Consider the following 26143-nt stretch of genomic DNA (forward strand, 5'->3'; position numbering starts at 1 on the left):
CCCGAGGCAACGCCAGACTAGCCCTGCCTCGGGGAGCTATTCAGCGCACTGCAATCTCGACCGCTTCGCCATCAAAGCGCACTGGCCAGGTCCGCAGGCGTTGCTCGGGATACTCCAGACATGTGCCATCGCTTAAACGAAAGTGCTGCTTATACAGCGGCGCGGCAATCACCAGATCACCCGCTAAGCTGCCGATAATGCCACGACCAATCACATTGGCACCGGACTTAGGATCACGATTATCAACGGCGTACAGTTGCTGACCGTTCGTATCGGTCGGCACATAGAACAGTGCCACCTGCGCGCCATCGACCCAGGCAACAACCCCGGAATTAGCGACTAAATCTTGGCGGTTGCACAGCAATTGCCAATTCAGGGCTTGCTGTTGCTTAACGGCTTTTGGAAGGCTCATCAGACCACCTCTTCATAGAGCGGAATAAGTGACAGTTCGGTCGCGCGTACTGGGCGCCGTTGCTCGCGCTCGGTCACTAGGCGAATGTCAGGATCACTGCGTTTGTCATTCACGAAGGTGCGGAAGCGCTTGAGTTTCTCTGGGTCCTTCAGCGCATTGGCCCATTCGCATTCGTAGCGATCAACTACCAGTTGCATCTGCGACTCCAATTCCGCGCCGAGACCAAGGCTGTCATCAATGATCACGGCCTTGAGGTAATCCAAACCGCCTTCCAATGATTCACGCCACACCGAGGTGCGCTGCAAACGGTCGGCAGTGCGCACATAAAACATCAGAAAGCGGTCGATATAGCGGATCAGCGTGGCGTCATCCAAATCAGTCGCAAACAACTCGGCATGGCGTGGGCGCATACCACCGTTGCCACTAACGTAGAGATTCCAGCCGTTCTCAGTAGCGATAACACCGACATCCTTGCTCTGCGCCTCAGCACATTCGCGGGTGCAGCCAGAGACGGCGAACTTGATTTTGTGGGGCGAGCGCAGCCCTTTGTAGCGGTCCTCAAGAATCAACGCCATGCCAACGCTATCTTGCACCCCGTAACGGCACCAGTTGCTGCCCACACAGGACTTCACCGTGCGCAGTGATTTGCCATAAGCGTGGCCAGTTTCAAAGCCCGCTGCAATCAATTCGCCCCAGATATCAGGCAGCTCATGAAGTTGCGCACCGAACAAATCGATGCGCTGACCACCTGTAATTTTGGTGTAGAGGTCGTATTTTTTTGCTACCGCGCCAATCGCGATCAAGCCATCCGGGGTGATCTCACCACCCGGAATACGCGGCACCACCGAGTAGGTGCCGTTCTTTTGCATATTGGCCATAAAAGTGTCGTTGGTGTCTTGCAGCGGCACCAGCAGCGGATCCGTAATTGAACGGTTCCAGCAGGACGCCAGCACCGAGCCCACTGCGGGTTTGCAGATATCGCAACCCAGATGACCCTTGCCATGCGTGCTCAATAGCTCATCGAACGTCTCGATGCCCTCGACACGCACAATCGCGTACAACTCTTGGCGGGTATAAGCGAAGTGCTCACACAAGCTCTTATCAACCACCACACCGCGGGCTGTTAACTCGTGCTCGAATACCTGTTTGAGCAGGGCCGCACAGCCCCCGCAGCCTGTTGCTGCTTTGGTGCAGGCCTTGAGCCCAGCAAGGTCACCACAACCGCCGTCAATGGCAGTGCAAATCGCACCTTTGCTGACGTTATGGCAGGAGCAAATGGTTGCCGTGTCCGGCAATGCATCCGCACCCAAGGCCGGTGCGCCCTCGCCTTGCGGCAGGATCAAGCAGGATGGGTCTATTGGCAGCTTTATACCGTTTTGCACGTACTGCAGCAGGCTGTCGTAGTAGCTGTTGTCACCCACAAGTACCGCGCCAATGGCATGTTTGCCGTCTGGCGAGACGACTAAACGGCGATAGCTGGCGGTGGCCTCATCGATAAAACGGTAACTGCGTGAACCGGGTGTGGCGCCATGGGCATCACCAATAGAGCCAACATCGACGCCGAGCAACTTCAGCTTGGTCGACATATCGGCGCCCATAAATGGCTCACTGTCTTCGCCACATAATTGCGTGGCAACCGCGCGGGCCATTTGATAACCCGGAGCAACCAAACCATAGACGCCCCCGTTCCATGCCGCGCACTCACCGATCGCAAAGATATCCGGATCATTGGTTCGGCATTGGCTATCGATTGCAATCCCACCGCGCGGGCCCAGCGTCAATTCGCACTGTTTGGCCAATACATCCTGTGGGCGAATACCGGCAGAAAACACGATCAGATCGGTTTCAAGAAACTCATCGCCCGCAAAATTCATGCGGTAGCGGTATTCGGTGCCAGCGCTGATCGATTGAGTCGCGCGGGACAAATGCACGCTGACGCCCAGTGCTTCGATCTGGGCCTTGAGCGCCAAACCGCCGTGATCATCCAATTGTACCGGCATCAACCGTGGGGCGAACTCCACCACATGGGCTTCCAACCCCAAGGATTTAAGTGCATTGGCGGCCTCCAGGCCCAGCAGGCCGCCACCGACGACGACACCGCGCCGGGCACCCTTTGCAGCAGCCTGAATGGTGTCGAGATCGGCCAGGGTGCGATAAACCAGGCGCGAATTGCCTTCAGCGCCTTCAATTGGCGGTACAAATGGATAAGAGCCCGTCGCAAGCACCAACTTATCGAAGGAGAAACAGCCGTCTGCGGTGATTACTTCGCGGCGCTCACGGTCGATCTCCAGCACGGGTACGCCCAAATGCAGGGTCACGCCAGGCTGCTGATACAGTTCAACGCTGCTCAGGGCCAATGACTCGGCATCACGGCCAGTAAAGTACTCGGACAGGTGCACGCGGTCATAGGCGCGCAGCGGCTCTTCGCTGAATACGTGAATGCTGTATTGGGCTAACGCACCGCGCTCAATCAATTGCTCGACGCAATGATGACCGACCATACCGTTGCCGATAACAATCAGGGTTTGCAGATGATTCAAGGTTGCGTCAGTGGAGTTCATAGTTCACCCATCCAAGCCATGCACATTTTCAAAGCAAAAAAAACGCCTGAAACCTTTCGGTCTCAGGCGCCTTTGCCTGTTCATTGCCGCTAAACAACCGGCCGCAATGCCTCGTTTAGCCTTTGATGCCCAACTGCATTGCAGATGTTTCGATCGCCATTGATCGATTGGGCCGCTCTCAACGTGTGAGAGCACTACCCAGTATTAGCAAAGGCTATGCCATTTACCCAGAAGCGCCGTACCAGAGGCTTCACTACCAAAACAAAAGGATTAATTAGGCGCTGCTTTAGAACGCCATTGGTGCAGTTGCAGGTGCTGTGCACCAGTCTGATGCCGGATAACTCAATAGCCGCGGCTGAGCAACCAGACGACCAGCACCAGAAGCAGCGCCGACAAACTCTTCCAGAACAGCAAGGGGTTTCGCTCCAACAAGGGTGCGCGGTGCTTGCTAAGGATCTCCTTGCTCGGTTGGCGCAATTCAAAAATGAACTCCGAAAGCGCGCTGTAGCGCCTGAGTGGATCAGGCTGCAGCGCTTTGCGCAGAACATCGTCCAGCCATGCAGGCAACTCTCGTTCATTATTGCGTAACGGCTGGTAAACCAGACGATTCTGCGCTGCGCGGCTTTTGCACTTGGCCACTTCGGCACCATAAGGCAGCCGCCCACTGAGCATTTGATAAACGATAACCGCCAGTGAGAATTGGTCAGAGCGCGGTGAACCACTCTCGCCCAAAAAGTACTCCGGTGCGGTGTATTGCGCAGTGCCCAGCAGTTGATTGCGCTCAATCGGCGAAGCCGTATCCATCAGACCTGCAACTTGCACCGATCCAAAGTCGATCAGCTTCAAGCTGCCACAGGCATCGATCATGATGTTATCGGGGCGTAAATCCTGATGAAGCATTTCCATACGATGAAATGCCTGCAGGCCTTTGCCAATTTGCTCAGCTATATCTCGGACCTTCTCCAGTTCAGATTGGGGGTGATCAAGCAGCCATTGGCGCAGCGTTTGCCCTTCGACAAATTCACTGACGCTATACAGGTAGTTACGCTTGCGTGTCTGCGTGGGCGCTTTAAGTACATGGGGGCTGTCGATCCGCCGCGCCACCCACTCCTCGCTGAGCAGACGTTCTAAATGTGCCTGGTCACTGTGCAAATCCACCGATGGCGCTTTGATCACCACTTGGGCATGACTGCTCAGATCTTCAGCCAAATAAATGTGGCTACGACTACTGGCGTACAACTCACGAATGATCCGATAGCCATCGAACTCTGCTCGGGCATCAAGTACCGGCGTAAACGGCAGCTCAGTCAATTGCTGCTGCAGTTCACTTGCACCTTGCTGCGGCACACTGTCGATCCGCACAATCTGCACGGTTAAGTTGTCATTGCTGCCCTGCTCAAAAGCATGCTCGACAATTGCACGTGCGGCCTCATCCAAATCGTGATCCTGAGCGTCAATCAGCTCGACCATACGTGTAGCACTGGCAAATTCATAAACACCGTCAGTGGCAAATACAAAGCGGTCACCCTGCTCCACGGTAAAACGGCGGTAATCAAGCTCAAGGTGAGTACCAATGCCCAGCGCCCGGCTCAAATAGCTCTTGTCCTGAGAAACCCAGAGCCGGTGATCCTCGGTCAACTGCTCCAGGCTGGAATTGCGCAGGCGGTAAATACGCGTGTCGCCGGCATGAAAGATATGTGCGGTGGTGGATTTGATCACCATGGCGCTCAGGGTGCACACATAACCACGGTCGAGGTCATAACGGTATTGGCTTTGCCGTGTTTGCGCGTATAGCCAGGAGTTGGTCGCCATCAGCACCCGCTGTGCAGATTTCTTTACCGACCATGCATCGGAGGTGCAGAAATAATCACCGAGAAAGCTGGCAACCGCAGACTCGCTGGCGATATGACTGACAGCACTACTGCTGATGCCATCTGCCAGCGCGATAGCAATGCCTTTGGCCGATAATTGCGGTTCCTGAGGAATGCAGATGCCGTGAAAGTCCTGATTGGCAGCTTTGCGCCCCTTATCAGAATATTGCCCCACTGAGACACTGAGCTGATTTGCCATGCGGCTCCCACTACGGCCTGCCAATGCTGCAGGCAAGCCGCTCTAGCACTATTAGCTGAAGGTGCGCTTGGGAGCAGTCTTCACGTGAGTGGTGTACAGCGTCAGTCCAGTAAATGCCATGCCGCCAACCAGATTTCCCAGTGCGGTAGGAATTTCGTTCCACAGCATGTAATCCATCACCGAAAAGTTTCCACCCATAATCATGGCTGAAGGAAACAAGAACATGTTCACAACTGAGTGTTCGAAACCCATGTAGAAGAACAACATGATCGGCATCCACATGGCGATGGTTTTGCCACTTACTGTGGTCGAGATCATCGCACCCACAACACCCATCGATACCATCCAGTTGCACAGCATGCCGCGCAGGAAAATGGTCAACCAACCGGCAAGCCCATATTCGGCATAGCCCAGCGTCCGGGCCTCACCAATGTGCGAGATCTTTTCGCCGATAACACCTGGGCTGGTAGAGAAGCCGTAGGTGAAAACAAATGCCATCATAAAAGCCACGGCCAGAGCTCCTGCGAAGTTGCCCAGAAACACCAGGCCCCAATTACGCAGCACACCCTTGACTGTCACACCCGGGCGGCGGTCGAGCAAGGCCAGGGGAACAAGCACGAAAACCCCGGTGAGCAGATCAAAACCCATCAGATAGAGCATCACAAAACCAACCGGAAACAGCATGGCGCCAACCAATGGCATCCCTGTTTGCACGGTGATGGTGATCGCAAAAACAGCCGCCAACGCCAGAATTGCACCGGCCATAAAGGCCCGAATAAGGGTGTCGCGGGTAGACATGAACACCTTTGATTCGCCGGCATCCACCATTTTGCTGACAAACTCAGCGGGCGCTAAATAGGACATATTTATTCTCTGAGTGGGGGTATTTAAACGCAAAAAAAAAAGACGCCTGAAGCCTTTCAGCTCCAGGCGCCTTTGCCTGTTTATTCTAGGGGCTCTATCGCCCTGTTTGCGCAACTGTCAGTGAAGGGTTATGCCTTCTGATCGCCGTTGATCATGGGGCTCCAGCTGATTTGTAGCGCTTGTATCAATTAACTCACCAGTAACAGAGCAAATTGCGCGCCAAACTAGCCCGACCTGCGCCGCAGAGCCCTCTCGTGGACGCTTGAAATGCGCGTGAGTGGAAAACACCGAGCCAGGGGAACCAAAACAGCGCACGCCACACGCTTACTGCCCCATCTTGATCCTCAGCTTTAATGGCAAGACGAAAATGGTGGATGAAAACAGCGTCATCCACCCTACACACCTTCAACAAAAAAGCCCGCTGGCATCTGGCTGGATGACAGCGGGCTTACAGGTTAAAGCACTTGATTAATGCTCGGTCTGCGGCGCCTCTTCCTGCAATTTTTGCACATCACTCAGCGCCATATCCCCGGCGTTACCTCCCCAACTTTGGCGCAGGTAATTGAGCAGGTCAGTCAGTTGTTGCTGGCTCAGCTTGTCGGCGAACCCCGGCATGGGTTGCATCCGCTCAAAGCCGGTGAATTGCTGCTCACCGATGCCATCCTCAATCACCCGCAACAGGTTACGCGGATCATCCAGGCGCAAGGTTGTGTTCCCGCGCATGGCCACGGCAATATGCGGCTTGCCCTCACCGCCGGCGGCGTGACAACCGGCGCAAACATTGAGGTACTGCTGGCGACCGCTTTGGGCACTGGCGCTGAGCTTATCCAATGGCACCTCAGTCAGCGCTTTCGCCTCTGGTGGTTTATCACTGAGGAGAAATGTCGCCATCGCCGCAAGATCGGCGTCACTCAGGTGCTGAGTGCTGTTGTGAAACACCGGATACATCTCGTTAAACATGGTGCCCTGAGCGCTCATGCCATGCTTGAGAAAAGAACTCAGGTCCTGATGATTCCAGCCACGGGCGGCCAAATCATTGGTCAGCAAGCTCGGCGCTAAGTAGCCATTGAGCACGCCCCCGGTCAGGCGCTTGTCCAGCTCCATCGCACCGGTCTGGCTGCGAGGCGTGTGACATTCGCCGCAATGTCCCAGTACTTCGACCATATACTGACCACGCTTCCAGGCAGCGCTTTTGCCTTCTGCGGGTTGCAGTTGCAAATCGTCGGCATAGACCATGTTCCAGGCGAGTAAGCCCAAGCGCACATTGAACGGAAAGCTCAGGCTGGTTTCTGGCGCAGCACGCTCAATCGGCTCGATGGTTTTCAGATAGGCGTGTATTGCGTCTGAGTCTTCACGGGGCATCAGGTGATACGAGGTGTACGGCATTGCTGGATACAGATTGGCACCGTCACGACGCTTACCTTCGGTAAGCGCAGCAAAGAACTCCTCATCGCTGTACAGACCAATGCCGTGCTCTTTGCTCGGGGTGATATTGGTGCCATAGATGGTGCCGAACGGTGAAACGATCGGCAAACCACCGGCGTAAGGCGCACCACCCGGCTGGGTATGGCACGCCATGCAATCGGCCGCACGAGCCAGATAGGCACCGCGCTGCGCTTGATCTTCGGCATGGGCCTGGAGCACCGGTGCAGCCATGCCCAGCGCCAGGGTCATGCAAGAAAGTAGGTACTTCATGCTCAACCCTCCTTGACCAGACCAAGATCGGTCAGCACATTGCGTGTAGCGCTGTAGTAACGCACATAGCCAGTGCAACGGCAGATGTGATGGCCGAGACTGCCTTCAATAACCTGCTCCAACTGACTGGTGAGGACCGGCTTGCGTTGCAGCTTTTCCACCAACAGGGTGGCCGCATTGACGAAACCCGGCGCGCAGTAGCTGCACTGAAACGCAAATTCATCGACAAAGCGCTGCTGGATCGGGTTGAGCTCGGTCACCTTCCCTTGCTCATCACGACTGGCATGACCTTCAATGGTCCGCACTTTTTTGCCGGCGAAATAATGGGCCCCAGTGATACAGGTGCGCACTTCCTCACTGGTGCCGTCGGGATTATCGACGATCACCACGCAGGCATGGCAGATGCCCTGACCACAACCCAAGCGCGAGCCGGTGAGATTTTTATATTCGTGTAGGTAGTCGATCATCGGCAGGTCATCAGGGATGTCCGCGGAGTCGACGGTTTTACCGTTGAGGGTCAGTTGCAGCGGACGATTAGCCATTGAGGGCCTCCTTGATGCGCGCAGAAGTGATAGGCAAGTCGCGAATGCGCTTACCGATGGCGTGGGTCACGGCATTGCCGATAGCGCCCACGACCGGGATCATCACCACCTCGGCGATGCCTTTGGACGGGTCACTCGGTGACAACGGCGGCAGTATGTCCGCAGTCTGTTTCCAGACCGCAACATGCCGCGCCATCGGCAGACGGTATCGGTTGAAGTTCCAGTCCCCCTCGCCCGGCCCGCCCTCATACAACGGCATTTCCTCCATAAGCGCGTGACCAATGCCCATGGCTATCCCGCCTTCCAACTGCCCTCTGACCAGTTCCTCAACCAGCACCCGACCACACTCGACCCATGAATGATGGTTGAGTACCTGGACGTCATAGGTGCCCTTATTGACCTTTAGCTCGACCAAGGTCGCCACCGGACTGTAGTAAGTCACCGCTGCGTTGTTCAACTGCGTGTCCGGGTAATGCACGTTCTGGCGGTCGAGCAGATGGAAGCCAGCGCTGCTCATCTGCGCTTTTTTGACATCCGCAGCGCCATCGCCGTATTTCACGGCCAGGCCGTCGAGCGGCAGACGTTCACGTACACCGTCAATGCTGAACTCAGCCTCTGCCCAGCTCCAACGGTTAAAACCATGCACGGTCGCGCCAGTGACCAGACCTTGCTCATGGGCGTGCTTGGCCAGTTCGGCAAAGCTCAGCGGCTGCATGCCATTGGCGGTAAGTTTGCCGTCAACCCAATGGGCGTCTTCACGACGAACCACGTAGGGGTTGGCTTGACCGCCGTAAGGACCTTGACGCCATATCTGCAGCGCCGCAGGCCATAAACCATGGTTGAACAGCACGCGTGCGGCTTCACGGGTAGCATGGCTGAAGTAGTAGGCGGAGTTGGTCGCTGATGAAGCCGAGGCCAACTTGCCAACCCAACGCGGGTTGCGCAAAAAACCGTCTTGCTCAGCCTGACTCATGGTGTATGGGTTGCCGCCCGAGGTGAGCTGCAACTCTTGCCATTCGGTTTCGCCCGTCTTCACCTCACTGGCCGGCAAGCCGATAAAATCGGCCACCACCAAGGCCTGGGACGTCGACATACCGGTGCCAATTTCAATACCGATGTGGCGTAGGCTGATGTGACCATCGGCAGTAAATTCGACGCTGGCCATCGGCGCTTCGGAGCCGGTGCCGAAGTCTTTCTGGCAGATGGCAAACCCAACGCCATACCAGTGATCCGCATCTGCAGCTTCGCGTTGCTGCTTGAAGGCATCGCGATTTTTCCACATCGGGTGAGCTGCAGCCTTGTCGAGAATTTCGTGCAGACGTAACGCACCTGCTGGCACTGCGCCCTGGGTGTTCTTCATGCCCGAGACCATGGCGTTTTTCTTGCGCAAATCGATGGCATCAATACCCAGGCGACCGGCAATCTCATCGACCATCATTTCGGTCGAGGCCATGCTTTGCAGCGTGCCGTAGCCGCGCATCGATCCGGCTTCGACACCGCGCGAATGATAGGCCGTAACCTGCAAGTCGTTCTGCGGCATGTAGTAAATCGACTGCGCTGCGGTAGCACCAACCGCCGCCACCGAAGGGCTGTAATTAGCCCGACCGCCGCCATCAACGGTCATTTCAGCGCGGAAAATCTTGAAGCTATGATCGGTTTTGTCCACCGCCAACTGGTAACGAATATCGAACGGGTGACGCTTGATTCCGCTCTGGAACTGCTCGTAGCGATCATTGGCCAGACGCACTGGCACACCGGCGCCGTACAAGGCCGCAAGGGCTGCGTAGTACACAAAAATATTGTGGTCCTTGGAGCCGTAACCCACGGTATAACCGGGGTGCATATTCAGCTTGGCCAAGCCAAAACGCGACGGCGCGATCATCTTCGCGGTTTCTGTTGCGGCCTCATGCGGACACTGGGTAGCCACCACAAAATGCAAGGTTTGGGTCGCCGGGTCATACCAGCCGTTGCCGTTATCCGGCTCCATCGCAGCGGGTTCGATTGAAGGCGTTTTATAGCGTTCATCGAAGACCAACCAGTTGTCAGGCGGGCTTTCGACCTGCTGCTTCATGCGCTCGGCATAGAACAGCCCGCGCTCGGTCAGGTTGCCGTGCAGATCCGGTTGTGAATTCCACACTGGGCGCCGATTGCGCAGCATCGGAAAGAGGATCGAGTCCTTGAGGCTGGCAAACTCATCTTCATCCGCCGAGGTCGCCCCGCCGACTCGCACATAGCGGAAGCTGCCATAGGGATCTGTTTGGTACAGCGGTGCCTTGGCGCCGTAGCGAATGGCCTTGTCATTGAACTTGAGCTTGGCTTTGGCCTGACGGAAACGCTCGAAATCGTTCCAGATCAGAATCGCCACCGGATGACCAATGAACATCGGCACTTTACCGGCTGGCAACAGCGGATCAGGGGCATGTTCTTCAGGGAACACGATGCCATCGTTCACCAGATCTTCGGCGGTGACGATGCGGTCGGGTTGCAACTCGGCGCCGAGCCACGTCAAATCCATGCCAGCATAAATATGGTCGGCTTTAATGGTCTTCAGCAGCATGGCGTGCCCCTGCTGCTCAGGCCAACCGGGCATGTCTTTGGCGCGGATATCGCGGGCGAAGACTTTGCTGCCACAGACTTTGGACAAGGCATCGTTGCGTGCGCGCGCTTTGCCATTATTGCCGAGCCACTGCTCGGACGGTACGGTTACGCTGTCTTCCATCAAGGCAGCCATGGCCTTGCTGCCCAGAGGCATAAGCGTCACGCTCACGCCCGCTACGAGCCCGCCCTGAAGAAACGAACGTCGGGAAATATCACGGTTGGACATAACTCATCCTCTGGGCAGTTATCGGCCTGCCCTTTTGCTTATGTATTGCAAGCTTAGTCGCTCAAAAACGCTATTTCTGACGAAACCAAGCGATTGAGCGGAAATCAAAACCTGACTTAACGGTTAGGTTATTGGGTTTCAGCACCTTCGGCAAATAAACCGTTACAAAAACTTAAAAAAACAACGGATTTCGTCACGCACAACACCGACGGTTAGTACCAAAAGTCTAGTCAATATCTGGTCTTTGAGGCCTTGGCCGGGCTGTCAAGGTGTATGCTGGAGTCCCCGGACGTGTAACGCGCGGTCACCTGCTGAGATGAGAATGACGATTCGCACATAAGGAATCCCCTGCCCAATGCTCGACATAATTGCGCTATTTCTCTGCATCACGGCAGCGCTCGCCTACCTTAATCGCCGTTATATCGGCTTGCCGTCCGCCATCGGTGTAATGGGGATTGCGCTAGTGCTGTCGTTGCTGAACATGGCATTCGATGCAGTGGGCTTTCACACCTTGCACACCCTGGAGCAGTCGCTGGTCGAATCGATCGATTTCTCCGAGCTGCTGATGCAGGGCATTTTGTCGTTGCTGTTGTTCGCCGGTGCGCTGCATGTTGACTTGTCGCAACTGCGCGCCTATCGCTGGCAAGTCGCATCATTGGCAGTGGTGGGTACAACCCTGTCAACACTGTTTATCGGCTTTGTGCTCTGGAAACTGTTATCCCTGACTGATCTGCAATTGCCGTTTGGCTACTGCCTGGTGTTCGGTGCGCTCATCTCCCCGACCGACCCCATCGCAGTAATGGGCATCCTCAAGTCAGCAGGTGCGCCGAAGAGCGTTGAGCTGGTGATCTCCGGCGAATCACTGTTTAACGACGGCGTCAGCGTCGTACTCTTTTCACTCATTGTGGCAATGATCGCCAGTGGTGAAGCACCGTCTGTCTCCGGGGCCTCGCAGCTATTGCTCACGGAAACCGGCGGTGGGGTCTTGTTAGGCGCAGTGGTCGGTTACATCACCTTCCGCATGCTCAAGAGCATCGACAGCTACCAAGAAGAGGTACTCATCACCTTGGCGGCCGTTCTTGGCGCCTATGCCGTTGCCACTCACCTACACATTTCCGGTCCGCTGGCGATGGTGGTAATGGGCCTGATCGTCGGCAATCAAGGCCGCTCCTATGCGATGTCTGAACAGACCGAGAAAAACGTCGACATGTTCTGGGAGCTCATCGATGAGATCCTCAATGCGGTGCTATTTGTGCTGATCGGCTTAGAAGTGGTGCTGATCCAGTTTTCCAACTCACTGCTTGCCACCGGTGCACTGATTATCCTGCTGACCTTAGTTGCCCGCTGGGTAACCGTGGGCTTGCCGATTGCCCTGCTTGGCGAGCGTTTCAGGCTACCAAAAGGCTCTTGGAGTGTGGTCACCTGGGGTGGCTTGCGCGGCGGAATATCCGTAGCGCTGGCGTTGTCGCTGCCGGCGGGCGAAGCACGCGACCTGGTGGTTTCCCTGACCTATCTGGTGGTGGTGTTTTCGATACTGGTGCAGGGTATGACCATCGGCAAAGTGGTCAGACGGGTGATTCCGTGCAACGACAATGTTTCGCCCAAGCACTAGTAGCAACCCTTAGCGCGGAGTGGGTTTGCTGAGCCGATTGACGCTAATGATTTGCCCGCTCCAGATCATCTCGTAATGGGCAGCCTGGATAATCGAGGTGACCGGTCGAGGCGTCAGCAGTGCCCAACACACACCGCCTGGCGAGCGCACCGAGTTGTACCGCAGCCCCGGACACTTGTCGCGTTTGGCTTGATCGCCTAATTGTTGCGACTGAGTGTAATCGTCAGGGTCATAAACCGGGTCGGTCAAAGCCACGGTCCCAAGGTCTCGCATCTGCGTGTCAGCGAACTTGCACGTCAGCCCACGAAAGACAAACCGCTCATAGTTCAGCCCCTGCACCTTCGACCAGTATTGCCCTTGATGATGACGCACTTCAGCAATGGCCACCTCCATCTTGTCCGCTAAATACAAGACACCAAACCCACCCCTGCTAAAACGCGAGCCACGTGGATTTACATGGGTAAATGGCGCCGTTGCATATGAGCAGCCGGTGATACCGAACGGAATTTCACTGCGCGCAATTAGCTCAAGGCGACCCACCTCATTTAGCAACCTGGGATTGGTCATTGCCTGTAGTGAATATAGGGTGTCGAAATCCGCTGCATCAGCCACATCATCGAACAAGGCAATGGGCGGAAACTTGGAATTCACCAACCGATATGCCTGCAAACGCTCGCCATCCAACACGGCCAAGCTATTGAGCATTACCACAGCCCACCACGCAGCGCATCAATGCGCCGGAATGTCTCATACAGGGAAATCATGTCGCCCTGAGCAATGATCTCAAGCGGAGTGCGGCCATTGAAGAACTCATTGTGATTCTCCATCCCGACAAAACCATAGACGTTATCCGGATTGTCGAACACCAGCCGTAGCGCCCCATGGATATTGAGCAGCAAGCTGATACGTTGCATCTGATCAGAATCCAGAGCCACGGCCCACTCCGAATCAGGTTGTTTGGCGCGCGTATAGGTGCTGCGCGAAATGCGCAACACGCGACACGCTTGCTCGGCAGTAGCCTGCCACTTATCGAGAATATTCAATGCCGCGCGCAAGCCAGCCACGCATTGGCTCTTGGAAAACTCCTGAGTCTGGATAACTGCGTTCATCTTTGCCACCTCACCAACAATCTACAGACTTAGAACTAACAATATCTAGTCTACAGATTAAACGACAGCAGAGCCACTCGCCGTTTCGCCTGATGCCTGGCATAGGTTCTATCGATCGCAGCTAACGCTGAGCAACAATAAACAGCCGCGGAAATGGCAGCAACACAGTGCCGTCTGCCTGTGCGGGATATGCCTGACTGATTCGTTGGCGATAATCGGCGATAAAGCTAGCCTGCTCATCGACCGTTAACGGAGCCAAAAACGGGCGCAACGCGGTGCCCTTGAACCACTCCACAACTGCCTCATGCCCATCGGCTAACGGGTGATGATAAGTCGTGCGCCAGACATCCACGGTGCTGCAATGTGGGCTGAGCAGCTCATAGTAATAGCTCGCTGTATGGCGTTCATTGTGTTTCACATCGCCAATCTTCTCAGCCCAGGGACCGTTCACAGCAACGTCACGGGCAAGAAGGTGGGCGGGTTCATTCAGGTTGTCTGGGGTCTGTACCGCTAGGGTGCCGCCGCGATTGAGTTGCGCGACCAGATGCGGATAGAGCACGGCATGATCCGGCAACCACTGCAATGAAGCATTCGCCAGAATCACATCAAAGCGTTGCACGGGCTGCCAACGCGCGATATCGGCCAGTTCAAAGTTAATCCCAGGCAAACGCTGACGCGCTTTCACCAGCATGTCCTCGGAGCTGTCGAGACCGCTGACGGCCGCGCCAGCAAAGTGCTGGACCAACACCTCAGTTGAGTTGCCGGGGCCACAGCCCAGATCGACGGCGGTGCGCACCTCCGCCGTGGCGATTGCAGCGACAAGGTCACGAACCGGGCGAGTGCGTTGCTGCTCGAACATCGAATACTGCTGGGCAGACCAACTCATGCGGGTTTCCTTCTTCTACAGAGACCGGCTATACAGGGTACGCCATGTAGCCAGCTTCGCGTAGCCGCTAAGGATCCTCTGAAAAAGGTGGCGAGCGATGGGAGTTTTCAGAGGTTTCCTAAAGCCCGCGCTGCCACTCTTGGCGTAAATGCGCCTGCTGCGGGCGCTCAATGGCTTCCCGAACCTGCGCCAGCAAACGTCGCTTATCGGCACCCAAGTTACCTTTGAGCACCAGATAATTCGAGGCATGGTCGCTGCGAAATACGGTGTCCTTGAGCTCAAGGCCTTGGAGTAATCGCTCAATTTCAACAAACAACTGCGCTTGGCTCAGTTGCTCAAAGTCAGCAAAGCCGCGACGCAAGCGTGCCTCACCTTGGGGAAAGCTCACCACAAGGGTCGACAGAAACTCGGGCTGCGCAGCATTCATCAAGCGCGCCGAATTGTCGGCATGCTGCTCGCTCAGCACACTGCCACCCAGACCATTGAGAATCATCACTGAGCGCGTGATCCCCGCCTCGCCCAGTTTCTCCAGCGCACTGAGACTCGACTCGTAGGTTTCGCCCTTGTTGATGCGTGCCAGCACCTCATCGTCGCCAGACTCACACCCCACATAAGCCATGCGCAAGCCAGCATCTGCCAGCTCTTTAAGTTCAGCCACCGATTTTTTACGCAGGTTACGCGGCAGGCAGTAACTCGATACCCGATTAACATCAGGCATGTGTTCGCGGATCGCGTTGAGGATAGTCAGCAAGCGCCGTGTGGGCAGCACCAGCGCATCGCCATCGGCTAGGAATACGCGCTGCACGATCAACTGCTCGCCAGTCTTGCGAATTTCCTCAAGCACCAGCGCTTCATCACGGGCGCGAAATTTCTTTTGTGGTTGGGTGTACATTTCGCAGAAGCTGCAATTGTTCCATGAGCAGCCGTTGGTAACCGGCAAGATCAGCGAATGCGCCTCACTCGGCGGGCGAAATACCGGCTCGATATAGTCAATGGGAAATGTTGCAGCCATGGGAAATCACTCAAACCAAGTCAGATAGTCGATCCGACTGAATAACGGTCAAGAAGCAATTCAGGCGGGGAATAATAACTGCAAAGATACTCGCTGCCGGCCAAAATCACACGAATAGCTCATCAAATTTTTGATCAGCAACGCACAGCCGAACAATCACAACCAGCGATTTGCGGGCGTAAGAAATCAGGAGGGAAAAGCCAGTACAACGGCAACAGAAATCGGTGTTCGGCCAAACCAAGATTCAAATGAGTTATGGAGCGCAAGCGCTCCATAACCAGTGGTGCATTCAAACAAACGGCATCAGTCCAACCGTTCGAAGTCCGGCAGCTTGAAGCTCTTGTCGAAGAAGGGCTGGGTTGGCGCATACAGGCGGAAGTAAACGAACCAACCGTCGTCACCCACAGTCTTCATGTGGTTCTTTTCAAAGCCGGCTGGGGCTTTTGGCCCGATGTACAGATCAATGCTGCCATCGGCATTTTGCTTGAGGTCCTTCAGGTGGCTGTCGAGGTTGGCACTGCGAATATCAGTACCGCCATTGTCATAAGGCCGGCGAGTATTCTCGCTGTACAGCGTCAGCGCCCAGAACTGCGCCACCGGCACATCTTTAGGCACGTGCAGCTTGTAGTTTTTGTCAGCCCGTAGCAGTCGACCTTCGCTGTCGCGCTTGGTGGTCATGTAGACCTGCCCAGAACCAGGCTGCGGATTCAGCATACCTTTTGTGCTGGATACCGCTTCATAGAACCAGGTTGCACGCTCATCAATCTGCGCACGATCCTTGGTTTCCTGTTCGGTCTGGAAATCAAAGCTCTTATACCAGGAAGTACCCGGCCAGTAGACGTCGACGTAACGCGGATTAACCTGCAGGTTACGGGTCATCAGCTCGCCCATGGCCGCCCCTTTGAGCAAGGCTGTTTTCTGGCGCTCATTAGGCTCAAACGGCTTGCCTTTCTCTATGCCAAGCGGTGCGAGCATGGCGGTCCAGGCTTTGTCGATCGGGCGTACAGGCTCCTCATTGAGGATATCGGAGAGCAGCTTCCAGTACTCGATACCGCGGGGAGCAGTGGCACTCCATTCAACATCTTTGCTCTTGATAAAGCGACTCGCAGCCAAGGGTTTGCCGACACGCCCCATCTGGTATTGCTTGGCAAATTTGTCGAAGTAGCCGGGGTCGGACTCAAGAATTCGCAGGCCGATAAAAACGTTATTGGTCTCACTTTGATAGACATTGACGCCGTCTTTCTTGAATTTGGCGGGGTCTTGGCCCGGTCCAACGAGCACATAAGTGGCACCCTGGCCCTTATCCGGCCCGGTCAAACCCAAGTCAAAAATCGGGCGTTGCCAGAAGTCGAGCACCCCGCCAGCAGTTTTGCCCGCCGGGTATTTGATCTCGATCGGGCCATCCTTAAGGCTAATGAAATTGAAAATATAAGGCGTGGTCAGGTTGCCGGTAACGATGCCACGCTTTTCTTTCAGTGACTCAAGCACCACAAAGTCGGTGTCCTTGGTAACCCCGTAGGCTTTGCCCTGATTGTTGCGCCAGGCGGTGATGCTAACCAGCGGGGTGCTCCAGATATAGGCTTGGCTGGCACGCTGATAGTCCATTTCATCGAACAAACGCTTGGATGCATCATCATTAAAGTAGCTGTCTTGCAGCTCAATATCGCCAACCGGCGTTTGAATCGTCTCGTCGCCGTGAAGCTTGGCCTGCTCGAGGGGTACGCCGTCAGCCTGGGCGCTGAACGCCACCGCTAGGGTCAGCGCACTTAAGGTTGCCACTGCAAATTGCTTCATCTCACTTACTCCATGTCTACCAAGCAACAGGCCGGATGCATCACCGGCCGGAGGATTTAGGTGCGCGTCACTGCATTTTTTCGAAGTCGCCCGGAATCCACGCCTTATCGAAGAACGGCTTTTCAGGGCCATACAGGCGCAACAACGAGAACCAGCCCTTGCCAGGTACTGTCTTCACCCAGTTGGTCTCTTTGCCTTCAGGCGCCTCGGGGCCGAAATACAGCGTGACCGAGCCATCGTCATTGGCCTTGACATTGTCACGCGAGCCAATTGACGGAAATGGCTGGCCGTTAGCCAGGCCAGAGCCGGTAGTGGCGTCATACGCGGTGACCGACCAAAACAACTTAGCCGGGATGCCTTTAGGCAATGTCAGACTGTAGGTGTTATCGCCGACCAAGAACTGGCCGCTAGCGTCCTTGGCACCTTCCAGGTATTTAGCCCCCACACCGGGGATCGAGGTCATCATGCCCGGACTCATTGAGTAGGCATTGATAAACATATGCACCTGAGCATCAAGGTCGGTGTAGTGCTCGCCCTCAACTTCGTAATTGAAATTGACGCTCGATTGAGCAAAGTCGTCGCCGCCATTGCGCACATGCGCTAGCCACTGACGGTCGGCATACCATTTGGCCTTGGGCTGTTTCTCAAATTGGTCAAAAGCGACGACCTTGGCCATCTTCCAGGCTGTCTTAGCGGCCAGATCCAGCAGTTGGCGCTGCTCTTCGCTGGGTTTGAATGGCTGGCCTTTGACGATGCCGATGGCAGCGGCCATGCCGCGCATGTAGTGGTCTTCAGGGTCGACCACCTCGCCTTGGATAAAGCGATTAAGAATATCGAAATAATGCCCGTCACCCGGCGGCAACAGGTTGGCTGCTACGCCCGAAGCATCAGGAAATTCCATGGCGCTGGCAGATTTCTGCTTGGCCAGTGGATAGACCTTGATCTGTTCCATACTGCTGACTGCAGGTTCAAGATTTTTCGGGTCTTTGAAGAAACTGCGCAAGAACAGAAAAACCCCATTGGTTTCACTGCGATACACAAAGTAGCCATCGGGGATTTCACCCTTGTAGCCTGGCGGCAGTATCAGGTACTTGCCACCTTTACCCTTGTCGGGTCCGGGCAAGCCAATATCAGCGAAATAGGTGTGACCCTCAATGGTCGGGCCTTGAATTGGCCGGTGCCAAAAATCATCAATTAATGCCTGCAAGCCTGGCGGTGCTTCAACCACCATCGCCCCATCTTTGGCTAGATCGAGAAAACCCACACCGTAGATCACGTCTGAGTTCGGCGTCAGAATCAGCGTCTTGGCATCGAGGCGTTTCTTCCAGATACTCAATACGTTGTAACCCGCGCCGTAATTTTTCTCGGCCCCCTCTTTCATCGCGTACATATTTACAGCAGGCAATGCCCAGTGATAAACCTGCACAGCACGCTGAAAGAACAGCTCCTGCTCAAGCGTGCGACTGGTTTGCTCGGTGGGATAATCTTTAACGAAAGGTTGCTGCGCCAACGCCTGCAAGCGTTGTAGGTCAGTTGAGGCGGCGCTTGCTTGAACGGCACATAGCATGCCGCACGCCACCGCGATAAGTTTAAGTTTGCTTATGCGCGTGTCCATGTTCATTCAACCACTCCTGGTAAATGCAGGTGTTTAGCTGCAACAGCTCAAAACACATGCAGTGTAGTACCTCTGAATTGGTACAGTTGAAACCCATAAAGTTTCATTGGGGCGTAAGCCTCTACTGCGCCAGATAACCGCCATCGACGACCATGTCGCTGCCCGTCATATAACTCGCGTCTGAACTGGCGAGAAAGGCGATAGCGGATGCAATTTCGGCGGCCTCAGCCAAACGGCCCATCGGAATACGTTGGCCCAGATAAGCCTGGAACGCTTGGGCTTGCTCGCTGGGTAGATCGACCAATCCACCACTTATCATGGGCGTTGCAACATAGCCGGGACACACATTGTTGATGCGGATGTTGTAGCCCTTGCGCGCGCAGTGTGCCGCTGCAGAGCGGGTGAAGATGCGCACACCACCCTTGCTGGCGTTGTATGCAGGCACCAAGGGTTCACCGATGATGCCTTCGATCGAGGCGACATTGATGATCGAGCCGCCACGGCCTTTCATCATTGCGATGCCCTGCTGAGTGCCCAGAAAAACACCGTCAAGATTCACCGCATTGGTCTTGCGCCACTGCTCCAGGGTCAAACTCTCGACATCTGCCAGCACGGCGACGCCAGCGTTATTGACCAACACATCCAGCGCGCCCCAAGACTCGCGCACCTGAGCCAAGGTCTGCGTCCATGACGCCTCCTGGCTAACATCCTGCTCAATAAAGTGCGCATTGAAGCCTTCACCACGCAAGCGCTCAACCTGCTTCTGGCCGTTGGCAACATCCACATCAGTCAGGATGACGATCGCACCCTCCTGCAAAAAGCGCTCGGCAGTGGCTAAGCCAATACCGTTGGCAGCACCCGTGACAAGACACACTTGGTTATTCAAACGTTTCATCAACAGCTCCCTTTGCGGCACGCTTTTCGCGGCCGCGATGCACTAGAGATTCAGGCTCGCCTTCATGGCGGCGGTGAAGGGTTCAATATAATTGGGGAATAACTGATCAAGCGGGGTGCCTTTGAAGTCAGGCAGGTACAAGCCATTCCAGTTGGCCCACAGCGGCATGCCTTCAGGGAACTGAGTAGCTGCTACACCAATGGCCATCACCGTTTTGAGCGGACCGGGAGACTGAGCGGCATAGGCGGTTTGCCACTGCGCTGCATCCAGATAGTTGCGCTCCACACTGCGACCTAGCAGACGTTCGCGCTCGGCGAGCAGCTCATTCCATGTGCAGTAAGCAGTGGCCGCGACCGGGCAGACTGCATTGCGCGAGGCTGGGTGAGCCAGCACGTGAGGAATGATGCGCCCGACATCGCGTCCGGTTGACCATGAAAACTTGGTGTTGCCATCGCCCATGACGGCAACCGGTTCGAGCAAGTAGTACTCCGGCCAGAGTCCCGCTGGGATGATGGTGTAGTCGAGCCCAGCCAGTTCGATCATCCGGCGGATAAAAGCCTTTTGCCGAGCCATCGCACGGTGCTCGGTCTCGGTGGGCCAGAATTGCTCCCACTCATAGATAAAGCCAAATTCAGAGGGAACAAAGCGCTCCACACCCGCTTCACGCGCGGCATAAATCAACGCATATTGGCTTTCGGTGGCCGCATACGGCGCACAAGACACCAGATAATCTGTGCCCTTGAGCGCTGGAATCAAGGAGGCATGGGAAGCGATATCGGCTTCGACAAACTCCACACCGCTGTCGCGCCAGCGAGTGTAGAGCTGCTGCTTTTCTGCTTCACCACGGGCACCCATGGTCGAGCGGTCGCGGTCCTGGCCTTGGCGCACCAGAACGCGAATATTGAACAGCCCTTGATCCAGCATTTCATCAACGCAGGCGCTACCGGCCACACCAGTGGCGCCATACAGGGTTACGGTCTTTTTCATTGTTAGACTCCCGAATTTGCAGACGTGCCTGCCTAAGCCGTTGGTTTGCGCAGGGTGCCGATAAACACCAAGGCATAAATAAAGTCGCCACCTGAAAGCGCCAGCAATGGCCAGGCAATATGCCCGGCTAGGTAATAACAGAGCACCAGGGCGACCACCGCGAGCTTGGCACCTGCGCCAAGTGCAGCGAGCACCCGGTAACGCTCAAAGTCGATTGCCAGCAGGTAGTACGCAATGCCAAAGCCGCATACCAACACGGCAAACAGATCGACAAACAGCTGCGCTGCGCCAGTCATAGGCGCCAACTGCAATAACGGCAACAGCGGCGTCAGGGCGAAAAGCAGGCCCAGCCCAACTAATCCGTTAAACAGTGCTGCACTGAGGTAGAGGCTGCGGTGTGACATCAAGTTGTCCTCGCCTAGGCCGCCGAAGCGCCGCCATCAACCACCAACTCAGAACCGGTCATCCACGCCGACGCAGGACTGGCAAGGAACAGCACGGCTGACGCCACGTCACGCGGCTGGCCGTACCCCAGAGGGTGCAGGGATTCAACATAAGCATCAGCGCTGGCTTCATCAGGCGCCAAGCCAAGGCGTGCCACGTTCTTCACCACATTGGCGCCCATATCCGTCTTGATAATGGCGGGATGAACCGAGTTGATCCGCACGCCATAACCCAACTTGGCGGCTTCGACTGCAGCAGCCTTGCTCATTAACCGCACGGCGCCCTTGGAGGTGCAGTAGGCGGTTAATGTCGGCATGCCAACCAGCCCTGCAACTGACGACAGGTTAATGATCGAGCCGCCTTGCCCTGCACTACCGCCCGGACGCATAGCACGCAGGGCGTGCTTGATACCGAGAAACACCCCGTCGACGTTGATCGACATGGTGCGCTGAAAATCCGCCAGCTCGCAGTCAGTCACCAACGCAGCGGTTTCAATGCCGGCGTTATTGACCAGGACATCAAGGCGGCCAAATTGTTTGATTGTTGCCTCTACCACTGCAGCCCAATCATTCTCTTGGGTCACATCGTGCTTGAAAAACGCCGCACGGCCGTCGTGAGCAGCTGCCAAACGGGCAGCGGTTTCAGCGCCGAGATCACTCAGCACATCGCTGAGCATCACAGAGGCACCGGCTTGCAGCAGTGCTTCTGCAATTTCAGCGCCCAGCCCGCGAGCAGCGCCACTGACCAACGCAACCTTGCCGTCCAGACGTGTTTGCTCTAAATAGTTCGTCATTCTCAATGCCCTTACTTAGCGTCTGGCAGCGCGCTGCAATAACCCAGTTTGTGGAAGGCGCTGATCAGTTCACGGTGACCGAAGGCCTTGGCTGAAGATTGGAAGCCAGCATTTTTCAATTGGCCGTTGAGCAGTCGCTCGGCTGACTCAGCGCAGATTTCACCGGTCCAGCTGTAGGCTGCCGACAAGTTCATCACGTAAGTGCTGGTCGTTTGGCGGCCTTGGCCGTGCACTACAATCACGCCACGCTGCACATCAAGATCATCTTTTGGCGGCTCGCCGGTGTCCATCTGGTCGCCCATCTGGTTGGTCCAGGCTTCGCGCTCCTCTTGGCTGAGGCTCGGCGCCACAGCGTTGAATGCATTAATCGCCGCCAGTACACCGTCGACCAAATGTTCACCAATCGCGGTCAGCACTTTGCAATTGAGCACCCGCTCATCCTTGCTGAACCAGATAGGCTCGCAGGCACCACCCCAAGGCAATGCACGCAACTTGGCGTTGCGATACGGCACTTGCACGTCGTAGGCCACATCATTTGGCCAGGCCTTGAGCTGCTTTTGCTCCAAGTAATACTGGGAGGTGTCGTTGCAGGCCATCCGCAGAAATGACTTGGTCGATGCTTCCGACGGCAAACCGTTATCGATCTGGTAGAGAATATCCAGGCTGTCGATTTCCGGGTTTTCCAATACCACTTCAGCCGCCATGGCGCCTGAGGCCCACATAAACGAGGTAGCCGGAGCCAGCAGCAATTGCTTGGCAGCGAAGGCGTCGCCGAATTTATCGGCGATGGCAGCTGTCCAATCCTGTTCACCCGTGGTGTCCATATAATGACAGCCGGCCTCTAAACAGGCTTCCACCACCGGCCAGGCGATTTGCATAAACGGCCCAGCCACATTGATCACAACGTCGACCTCACGCAACAGCGGCAGCAACTCTTCAACGGTATTGTTGGCAGTAACAATCTCTGCATTGACTGGACTGCCACGGCGCTCTTCGACGATTTTCAGCGCGGCCTCCAACTTGGCGCGGGTGCGGCCGGCGAAATAGAACGGAATCTCGCGGCGGGCCAATGCTTCGGCGATGAGTTTGCCGGTGTAGCCGCTGCCGCCATAGATGAGAACTTTAGGTGCTTGAGTCATGAAGGGTTCCTCTCTTGTAATTAGAATGATGCGGTTCAGCGCACTTCGCGGTGAACACTCACGGGGTCACTTGCAAGCGCTTCAACAAGAAAGCGCTCCTGGGGCTTTTCAGAAGCTGTTTTGGGAATTTGCGTCAGCACCTGCACATAGCTGGGCACAGAGTTGGCTTCCAGCTGCTTGCGGCAGCGCTTAAATACCTGCTGTACATCAAAGTCATTGATGTCTTTGGGTACCACGGCGGCGACCACATCTCGCTCGCCCGCCACCCCGTTTGCAGAGGCGATACCATAGATGTAGGCGTCATCCACTGCTGGGCACTCGGCCACGACTTTTTCGATAAATGCAGTGTTGATAAAATCGCCGTTACGGCGAATGCCACTGCCTTGGCGATAGTGGAAAAACAACCAACCCTCTGCGTCTTCGCTGACCACATCGCCCATATGCAACCAGCCATCGGCGCACTTCTTGGCCGATGCGAGCGGATTGGCGAAATACTCGACTTTGAATGGGCTGCCATCAATCGGCTTGAATAACAACTCACCCGGCTCACCCCGGGCGCAGTCATTGCCGTCAGCGTCGACGATGCGATGGCGCAAGCTCGGCACGGGCTTCCCGATGCTGCCGATAGGACCAGTACCAATGGGTTTCACGGTCAAGCCGCCTTCAGCAGCGCCGTAGAACTCCAGAAGTTGCAGACCGAAACGCTGTTCGAACTCACTCCAGATGGCCTTTGGCATACCCGCCGACACGACAAACCGTACGGGGTTGTCGGCATCGTCAGCTTTCGGCGGCTCGGCATACAAAGCGGTGGTCATGCCGCCCAGCAAGGTGAAGCTGGTGCAACCATATTCGCGGCAGATATCCCACAAGCGTGATTTACTGAAGCGTCGCGACAGCACGCAAGACAGCCCCAGCGCCAGCGAAGCACCCAGAGTAACCAGTTGCGCATTGGCGTGAGTCAGCGACAGCCCAGAGTAAGGTCGGTCGTCGTCGCGATAACCGAAAACCTGACGCGTCAGCAATGCCGTTTGGCAATAGCGGCCGTGGGTCATGACAATCCCTTTGGGATCGCCCGTGGTGCCAGAGGTAAAGATCAACTGCATCGGCGCTTCAGGATTTTGCTCGGCCAGAGGGTGCAACCCTTCGGCGTCCTCTTGCAGTTGCTGATAACAGCGAACATTTTCTGGCCACGGTGCGGCGCTGGCTGCCTCGCCAGACGCCAGGCCAACCACCCAGTCGACGGTTTCCAGCTGTTGCCGTACATCCTGCAGATTGGCCAGGGCGTAATCGGCCACGATCACGCCACGGCAATGGGCATGGTTGAGGAAGAACGCCAGCTTGTCGCCCTTGGCCCGCGGATCGATGGGCACAAATACCGTGCCGGTGATTGCAGCGGCCAACATCGCGTCGACAAACTCAGCATGGTTTGCCATTAACAGGGCAAAGCTATCGCCCGGTTTCAAACCTAGTTTGCTCAGGCCCCACGCCAAACGATGACCGTTGCGCCAGAGCTCAGCATAGGTGCGCGTTTGTAAGGGGCTACGGCCCGCATTCTCAACGGTCAGCACCGGAAAATCCGGCTGCTGATCCGCACGGTTGCCGATCAGGCCAGTGAGGTGCAACTCACTCAGAGCACTCATGAAAAGTCCTCCCGCACCAGAATACTCACCACTGTCGCGGCGGCATCCAGGCCAATGGCACCACCGCCGTTATGCGCCAGGCCCACACGGGCCCCGTCAACCTGACGCCCGCCGACACGACCTTGCAGCTGCTCGGTCAACTCGACAATTTGCGCACAACCACTGGCGCCGACCGGATGTCCTTTGCGCAACAAACCGCCAGATGTGTTGACCGGCACACGTCCGCCCAGACGGGTAGCGCCCGACTCGATTAACTCGCTGCCCTGACCACGACCACAGAGGCCAAGGTATTCATAGGCCTGAATCTCAGAGGGTGCAGAGGCGTCATGCAATTCAACGCAGGACAGATCCTCCGGACCCAGGCCCGCGGCAGCATAGGCCTGCTCGGCAGCAAAGGCGCCAACACTGTCGTCTGGATCTTCGAAATCCCAACCGGAAACCAATGCCGAAGATGCCACCCGCACAGGGTTGCGTAAGCCCATCTGCCGGGCTTTACGCTCACTCACCAGAATCACTGCGGCCGCGCCGTCACCAATGGGTGAACACATCGGCAGGGTTAAGGGATCAACGATAGGTCGCGCCTGCAACACCTGCTCAACGGTCAGCACATCACGAAATTGCGCCCGTGGATTGAGGCTCCCGTGGAACGAGTTTTTCGCCGCGACCATTGCAAAATGCTCAACACGAGTGCCATAGTTTTTCATGTGCTTCTTGGCCATCATTGCGTAGATGTCCATAAACACCGAGCGGCTTTGGCCAGCGCCCTGCGCATCAAAAGGCTCACCTGCAGCCTCAGCCAACTTTTTCACCACATTGATTGCGCCGTCCGGATCTTCAACATCGACGGCACTGGAAAACGCACCGAGACTGCGGGATTTATCCTCGTGAAACAGCTTCTCGTAACCACAGACCAGCACAATGTCATACAGCCCGGCAGTGACCATCGCACAGGCTTGTTGAAACGCCGTGGAGGATGACGCGCAAGCGTTCTCGACATTGACCACCGGAATCTTGCCGATGCCCATTGCGCGCAACACCACCTGGCCGCGAATCATTTCCTGACCGGTGACGACACCGGCTGCCGCGTTGCCCATCCAGGCCGCCTGCAAGGCAGACTTATCGACCCCGGCATCCGCCAAGGCCAGCTCAATGGCCTGGCCAGCCAGACTCTTGAGCGTTTTATCCAGGTGTTTGCCAAACGGCACCATGCCAACGCCAGCTACATAAGCATTCATCTTCATAAACTGTG

21 protein-coding genes are annotated in these 26143 nt (G+C 56.0%); 1 reads left to right on the forward strand and 20 read right to left on the reverse strand.

Features of this window, described 5'->3' with window-relative positions; all coding sequences use genetic code 11:
- Window positions 1-40: 40 nt before the first annotated feature.
- The 7 genes from nirD to AACY09_RS00445 form a co-directional block, all read right to left on the reverse strand.
- On the reverse strand, window positions 41-412 hold the full coding sequence (gene nirD / locus AACY09_RS00415) for a nitrite reductase small subunit NirD (protein ID WP_339485425.1): 372 nt from the start codon (window positions 410-412) through the stop codon (window positions 41-43).
- Window positions 412-2973, reverse strand: a complete 2562-nt coding sequence (nirB, locus tag AACY09_RS00420) for a nitrite reductase large subunit NirB (RefSeq protein WP_339485426.1) — start codon at window positions 2971-2973, stop codon at window positions 412-414. Before nirB ends, nirD begins: the two co-directional genes overlap by 1 nt.
- Before the next feature lie 342 nt (window positions 2974-3315).
- Window positions 3316-5043, reverse strand: a complete 1728-nt coding sequence (locus AACY09_RS00425; protein WP_339485427.1) for a bifunctional protein-serine/threonine kinase/phosphatase — start codon at window positions 5041-5043, stop codon at window positions 3316-3318.
- 51 nt (window positions 5044-5094) lie between these two features.
- The gene (locus AACY09_RS00430; RefSeq protein ID WP_339485428.1) at window positions 5095-5907 is read right to left on the reverse strand and encodes a formate/nitrite transporter family protein; all 813 of its coding nucleotides are present in this window, start codon (window positions 5905-5907) and stop codon (window positions 5095-5097) included.
- A gap of 468 nt (window positions 5908-6375) precedes the next feature.
- Window positions 6376-7602, reverse strand: coding sequence for a c-type cytochrome (locus AACY09_RS00435; protein ID WP_339485429.1), 1227 nt, complete (start codon window positions 7600-7602; stop codon window positions 6376-6378).
- A gap of 2 nt (window positions 7603-7604) precedes the next feature.
- Window positions 7605-8144, reverse strand: coding sequence for a (2Fe-2S)-binding protein (locus tag AACY09_RS00440; RefSeq protein ID WP_339485430.1), 540 nt, complete (start codon window positions 8142-8144; stop codon window positions 7605-7607).
- On the reverse strand, window positions 8137-10968 hold the full coding sequence (locus AACY09_RS00445) for a xanthine dehydrogenase family protein molybdopterin-binding subunit (RefSeq protein ID WP_339485431.1): 2832 nt from the start codon (window positions 10966-10968) through the stop codon (window positions 8137-8139). The genes AACY09_RS00440 and AACY09_RS00445 overlap by 8 nt, the downstream gene beginning before the upstream one ends.
- A 355-nt stretch (window positions 10969-11323) precedes the next feature.
- Here AACY09_RS00445 and AACY09_RS00450 point away from each other — a divergent pair, with 355 nt between their 5' ends.
- Entirely contained in the window at window positions 11324-12580 is a 1257-nt protein-coding gene (locus AACY09_RS00450; RefSeq protein ID WP_339485432.1) for a cation:proton antiporter, read from the forward strand.
- Between the two features lie 9 nt (window positions 12581-12589).
- Here the strand turns inward: AACY09_RS00450 and AACY09_RS00455 are convergent, their stop codons facing one another.
- The 13 genes from AACY09_RS00455 to AACY09_RS00515 form a co-directional block, all read right to left on the reverse strand.
- A complete protein-coding gene (locus AACY09_RS00455; protein ID WP_445323750.1) occupies window positions 12590-13285 on the reverse strand; it encodes an RES family NAD+ phosphorylase in 696 nt (231 codons plus the stop codon).
- Window positions 13285-13689 carry an antitoxin Xre-like helix-turn-helix domain-containing protein gene (locus AACY09_RS00460; protein WP_339485434.1) on the reverse strand — a complete coding sequence of 135 codons (405 nt, stop codon included), beginning with the start codon at window positions 13687-13689 and terminating at the stop codon, window positions 13285-13287. The genes AACY09_RS00455 and AACY09_RS00460 overlap by 1 nt, the downstream gene beginning before the upstream one ends.
- A gap of 121 nt (window positions 13690-13810) precedes the next feature.
- Window positions 13811-14575: a trans-aconitate 2-methyltransferase gene (gene tam / locus AACY09_RS00465; protein WP_339485435.1), complete on the reverse strand. Its 765-nt coding sequence runs from the start codon at window positions 14573-14575 to the stop codon at window positions 13811-13813.
- 118 nt (window positions 14576-14693) lie between these two features.
- Window positions 14694-15587 carry a radical SAM protein gene (locus AACY09_RS00470; RefSeq protein ID WP_339485436.1) on the reverse strand — a complete coding sequence of 298 codons (894 nt, stop codon included), beginning with the start codon at window positions 15585-15587 and terminating at the stop codon, window positions 14694-14696.
- A gap of 303 nt (window positions 15588-15890) precedes the next feature.
- On the reverse strand, window positions 15891-17381 hold the full coding sequence (locus AACY09_RS00475; protein WP_339485438.1) for a DUF1254 domain-containing protein: 1491 nt from the start codon (window positions 17379-17381) through the stop codon (window positions 15891-15893).
- A gap of 67 nt (window positions 17382-17448) precedes the next feature.
- Complete coding sequence (locus AACY09_RS00480; RefSeq protein ID WP_445323779.1) at window positions 17449-18996, reverse strand: DUF1254 domain-containing protein; 1548 nt, start codon at window positions 18994-18996, stop codon at window positions 17449-17451.
- A gap of 121 nt (window positions 18997-19117) precedes the next feature.
- A complete protein-coding gene (locus AACY09_RS00485) occupies window positions 19118-19891 on the reverse strand; it encodes a glucose 1-dehydrogenase (protein WP_339485441.1) in 774 nt (257 codons plus the stop codon).
- Window positions 19892-19933: 42 nt separating this feature from the next.
- A complete protein-coding gene (locus tag AACY09_RS00490; RefSeq protein ID WP_339485442.1) occupies window positions 19934-20878 on the reverse strand; it encodes an NmrA family NAD(P)-binding protein in 945 nt (314 codons plus the stop codon).
- 32 nt (window positions 20879-20910) lie between these two features.
- Window positions 20911-21282: a hypothetical protein gene (locus AACY09_RS00495; RefSeq protein ID WP_339485444.1), complete on the reverse strand. Its 372-nt coding sequence runs from the start codon at window positions 21280-21282 to the stop codon at window positions 20911-20913.
- Between the two features lie 14 nt (window positions 21283-21296).
- Window positions 21297-22115 (reverse strand): glucose 1-dehydrogenase, encoded by an 819-nt coding sequence (locus AACY09_RS00500; protein ID WP_339485445.1) that lies wholly within the window; start codon window positions 22113-22115, stop codon window positions 21297-21299.
- Between the two features lie 11 nt (window positions 22116-22126).
- On the reverse strand, window positions 22127-23254 hold the full coding sequence (locus tag AACY09_RS00505) for a saccharopine dehydrogenase family protein (RefSeq protein WP_339485446.1): 1128 nt from the start codon (window positions 23252-23254) through the stop codon (window positions 22127-22129).
- Window positions 23255-23289: 35 nt separating this feature from the next.
- Entirely contained in the window at window positions 23290-24894 is a 1605-nt protein-coding gene (locus tag AACY09_RS00510; protein ID WP_339485447.1) for an AMP-binding protein, read from the reverse strand.
- Entirely contained in the window at window positions 24891-26135 is a 1245-nt protein-coding gene (locus tag AACY09_RS00515; protein ID WP_339485449.1) for a thiolase family protein, read from the reverse strand. Before AACY09_RS00515 ends, AACY09_RS00510 begins: the two co-directional genes overlap by 4 nt.
- Window positions 26136-26143 lie beyond the last annotated feature (8 nt).

Source organism: Pseudomonas sp. EL_65y_Pfl2_R95 (assembly GCF_963971045.1).
GTDB lineage: Bacteria > Pseudomonadota > Gammaproteobacteria > Pseudomonadales > Pseudomonadaceae > Aquipseudomonas.

Bases quoted from the DNA above. Each gene is read 5' to 3' on its own strand.
- AACY09_RS00515 (WP_339485449.1), bottom strand. From the start codon at position 26,135: ATGAAGATGAATGCTTATGTAGCTGGCGTTGGCATGGTGCCGTTTGGC.
- tam (WP_339485435.1), bottom strand. From the start codon at position 14,575: ATGAGTTGGTCTGCCCAGCAGTATTCGATGTTCGAGCAGCAACGCACT.
- AACY09_RS00430 (WP_339485428.1), bottom strand. From the start codon at position 5,907: ATGTCCTATTTAGCGCCCGCTGAGTTTGTCAGCAAAATGGTGGATGCC.
- AACY09_RS00450 (WP_339485432.1), top strand. From the start codon at position 11,324: ATGCTCGACATAATTGCGCTATTTCTCTGCATCACGGCAGCGCTCGCC.
- AACY09_RS00475 (WP_339485438.1), bottom strand. From the start codon at position 17,381: ATGAAGCAATTTGCAGTGGCAACCTTAAGTGCGCTGACCCTAGCGGTG.
- AACY09_RS00495 (WP_339485444.1), bottom strand. From the start codon at position 21,282: ATGTCACACCGCAGCCTCTACCTCAGTGCAGCACTGTTTAACGGATTA.
- AACY09_RS00510 (WP_339485447.1), bottom strand. From the start codon at position 24,894: ATGAGTGCTCTGAGTGAGTTGCACCTCACTGGCCTGATCGGCAACCGT.
- AACY09_RS00480 (WP_445323779.1), bottom strand. From the start codon at position 18,996: ATGGACACGCGCATAAGCAAACTTAAACTTATCGCGGTGGCGTGCGGC.
- AACY09_RS00435 (WP_339485429.1), bottom strand. From the start codon at position 7,602: ATGAAGTACCTACTTTCTTGCATGACCCTGGCGCTGGGCATGGCTGCA.
- AACY09_RS00445 (WP_339485431.1), bottom strand. From the start codon at position 10,968: ATGTCCAACCGTGATATTTCCCGACGTTCGTTTCTTCAGGGCGGGCTC.
- AACY09_RS00460 (WP_339485434.1), bottom strand. From the start codon at position 13,689: ATGAACGCAGTTATCCAGACTCAGGAGTTTTCCAAGAGCCAATGCGTG.
- AACY09_RS00470 (WP_339485436.1), bottom strand. From the start codon at position 15,587: ATGGCTGCAACATTTCCCATTGACTATATCGAGCCGGTATTTCGCCCG.
- AACY09_RS00500 (WP_339485445.1), bottom strand. From the start codon at position 22,115: ATGACGAACTATTTAGAGCAAACACGTCTGGACGGCAAGGTTGCGTTG.
- AACY09_RS00490 (WP_339485442.1), bottom strand. From the start codon at position 20,878: ATGAAAAAGACCGTAACCCTGTATGGCGCCACTGGTGTGGCCGGTAGC.
- AACY09_RS00440 (WP_339485430.1), bottom strand. From the start codon at position 8,144: ATGGCTAATCGTCCGCTGCAACTGACCCTCAACGGTAAAACCGTCGAC.
- AACY09_RS00455 (WP_445323750.1), bottom strand. From the start codon at position 13,285: ATGCTCAATAGCTTGGCCGTGTTGGATGGCGAGCGTTTGCAGGCATAT.
- AACY09_RS00485 (WP_339485441.1), bottom strand. From the start codon at position 19,891: ATGAAACGTTTGAATAACCAAGTGTGTCTTGTCACGGGTGCTGCCAAC.
- AACY09_RS00505 (WP_339485446.1), bottom strand. From the start codon at position 23,254: ATGACTCAAGCACCTAAAGTTCTCATCTATGGCGGCAGCGGCTACACC.
- nirD (WP_339485425.1), bottom strand. From the start codon at position 412: ATGAGCCTTCCAAAAGCCGTTAAGCAACAGCAAGCCCTGAATTGGCAA.
- nirB (WP_339485426.1), bottom strand. From the start codon at position 2,973: ATGAACTCCACTGACGCAACCTTGAATCATCTGCAAACCCTGATTGTT.
- AACY09_RS00425 (WP_339485427.1), bottom strand. From the start codon at position 5,043: ATGGCAAATCAGCTCAGTGTCTCAGTGGGGCAATATTCTGATAAGGGG.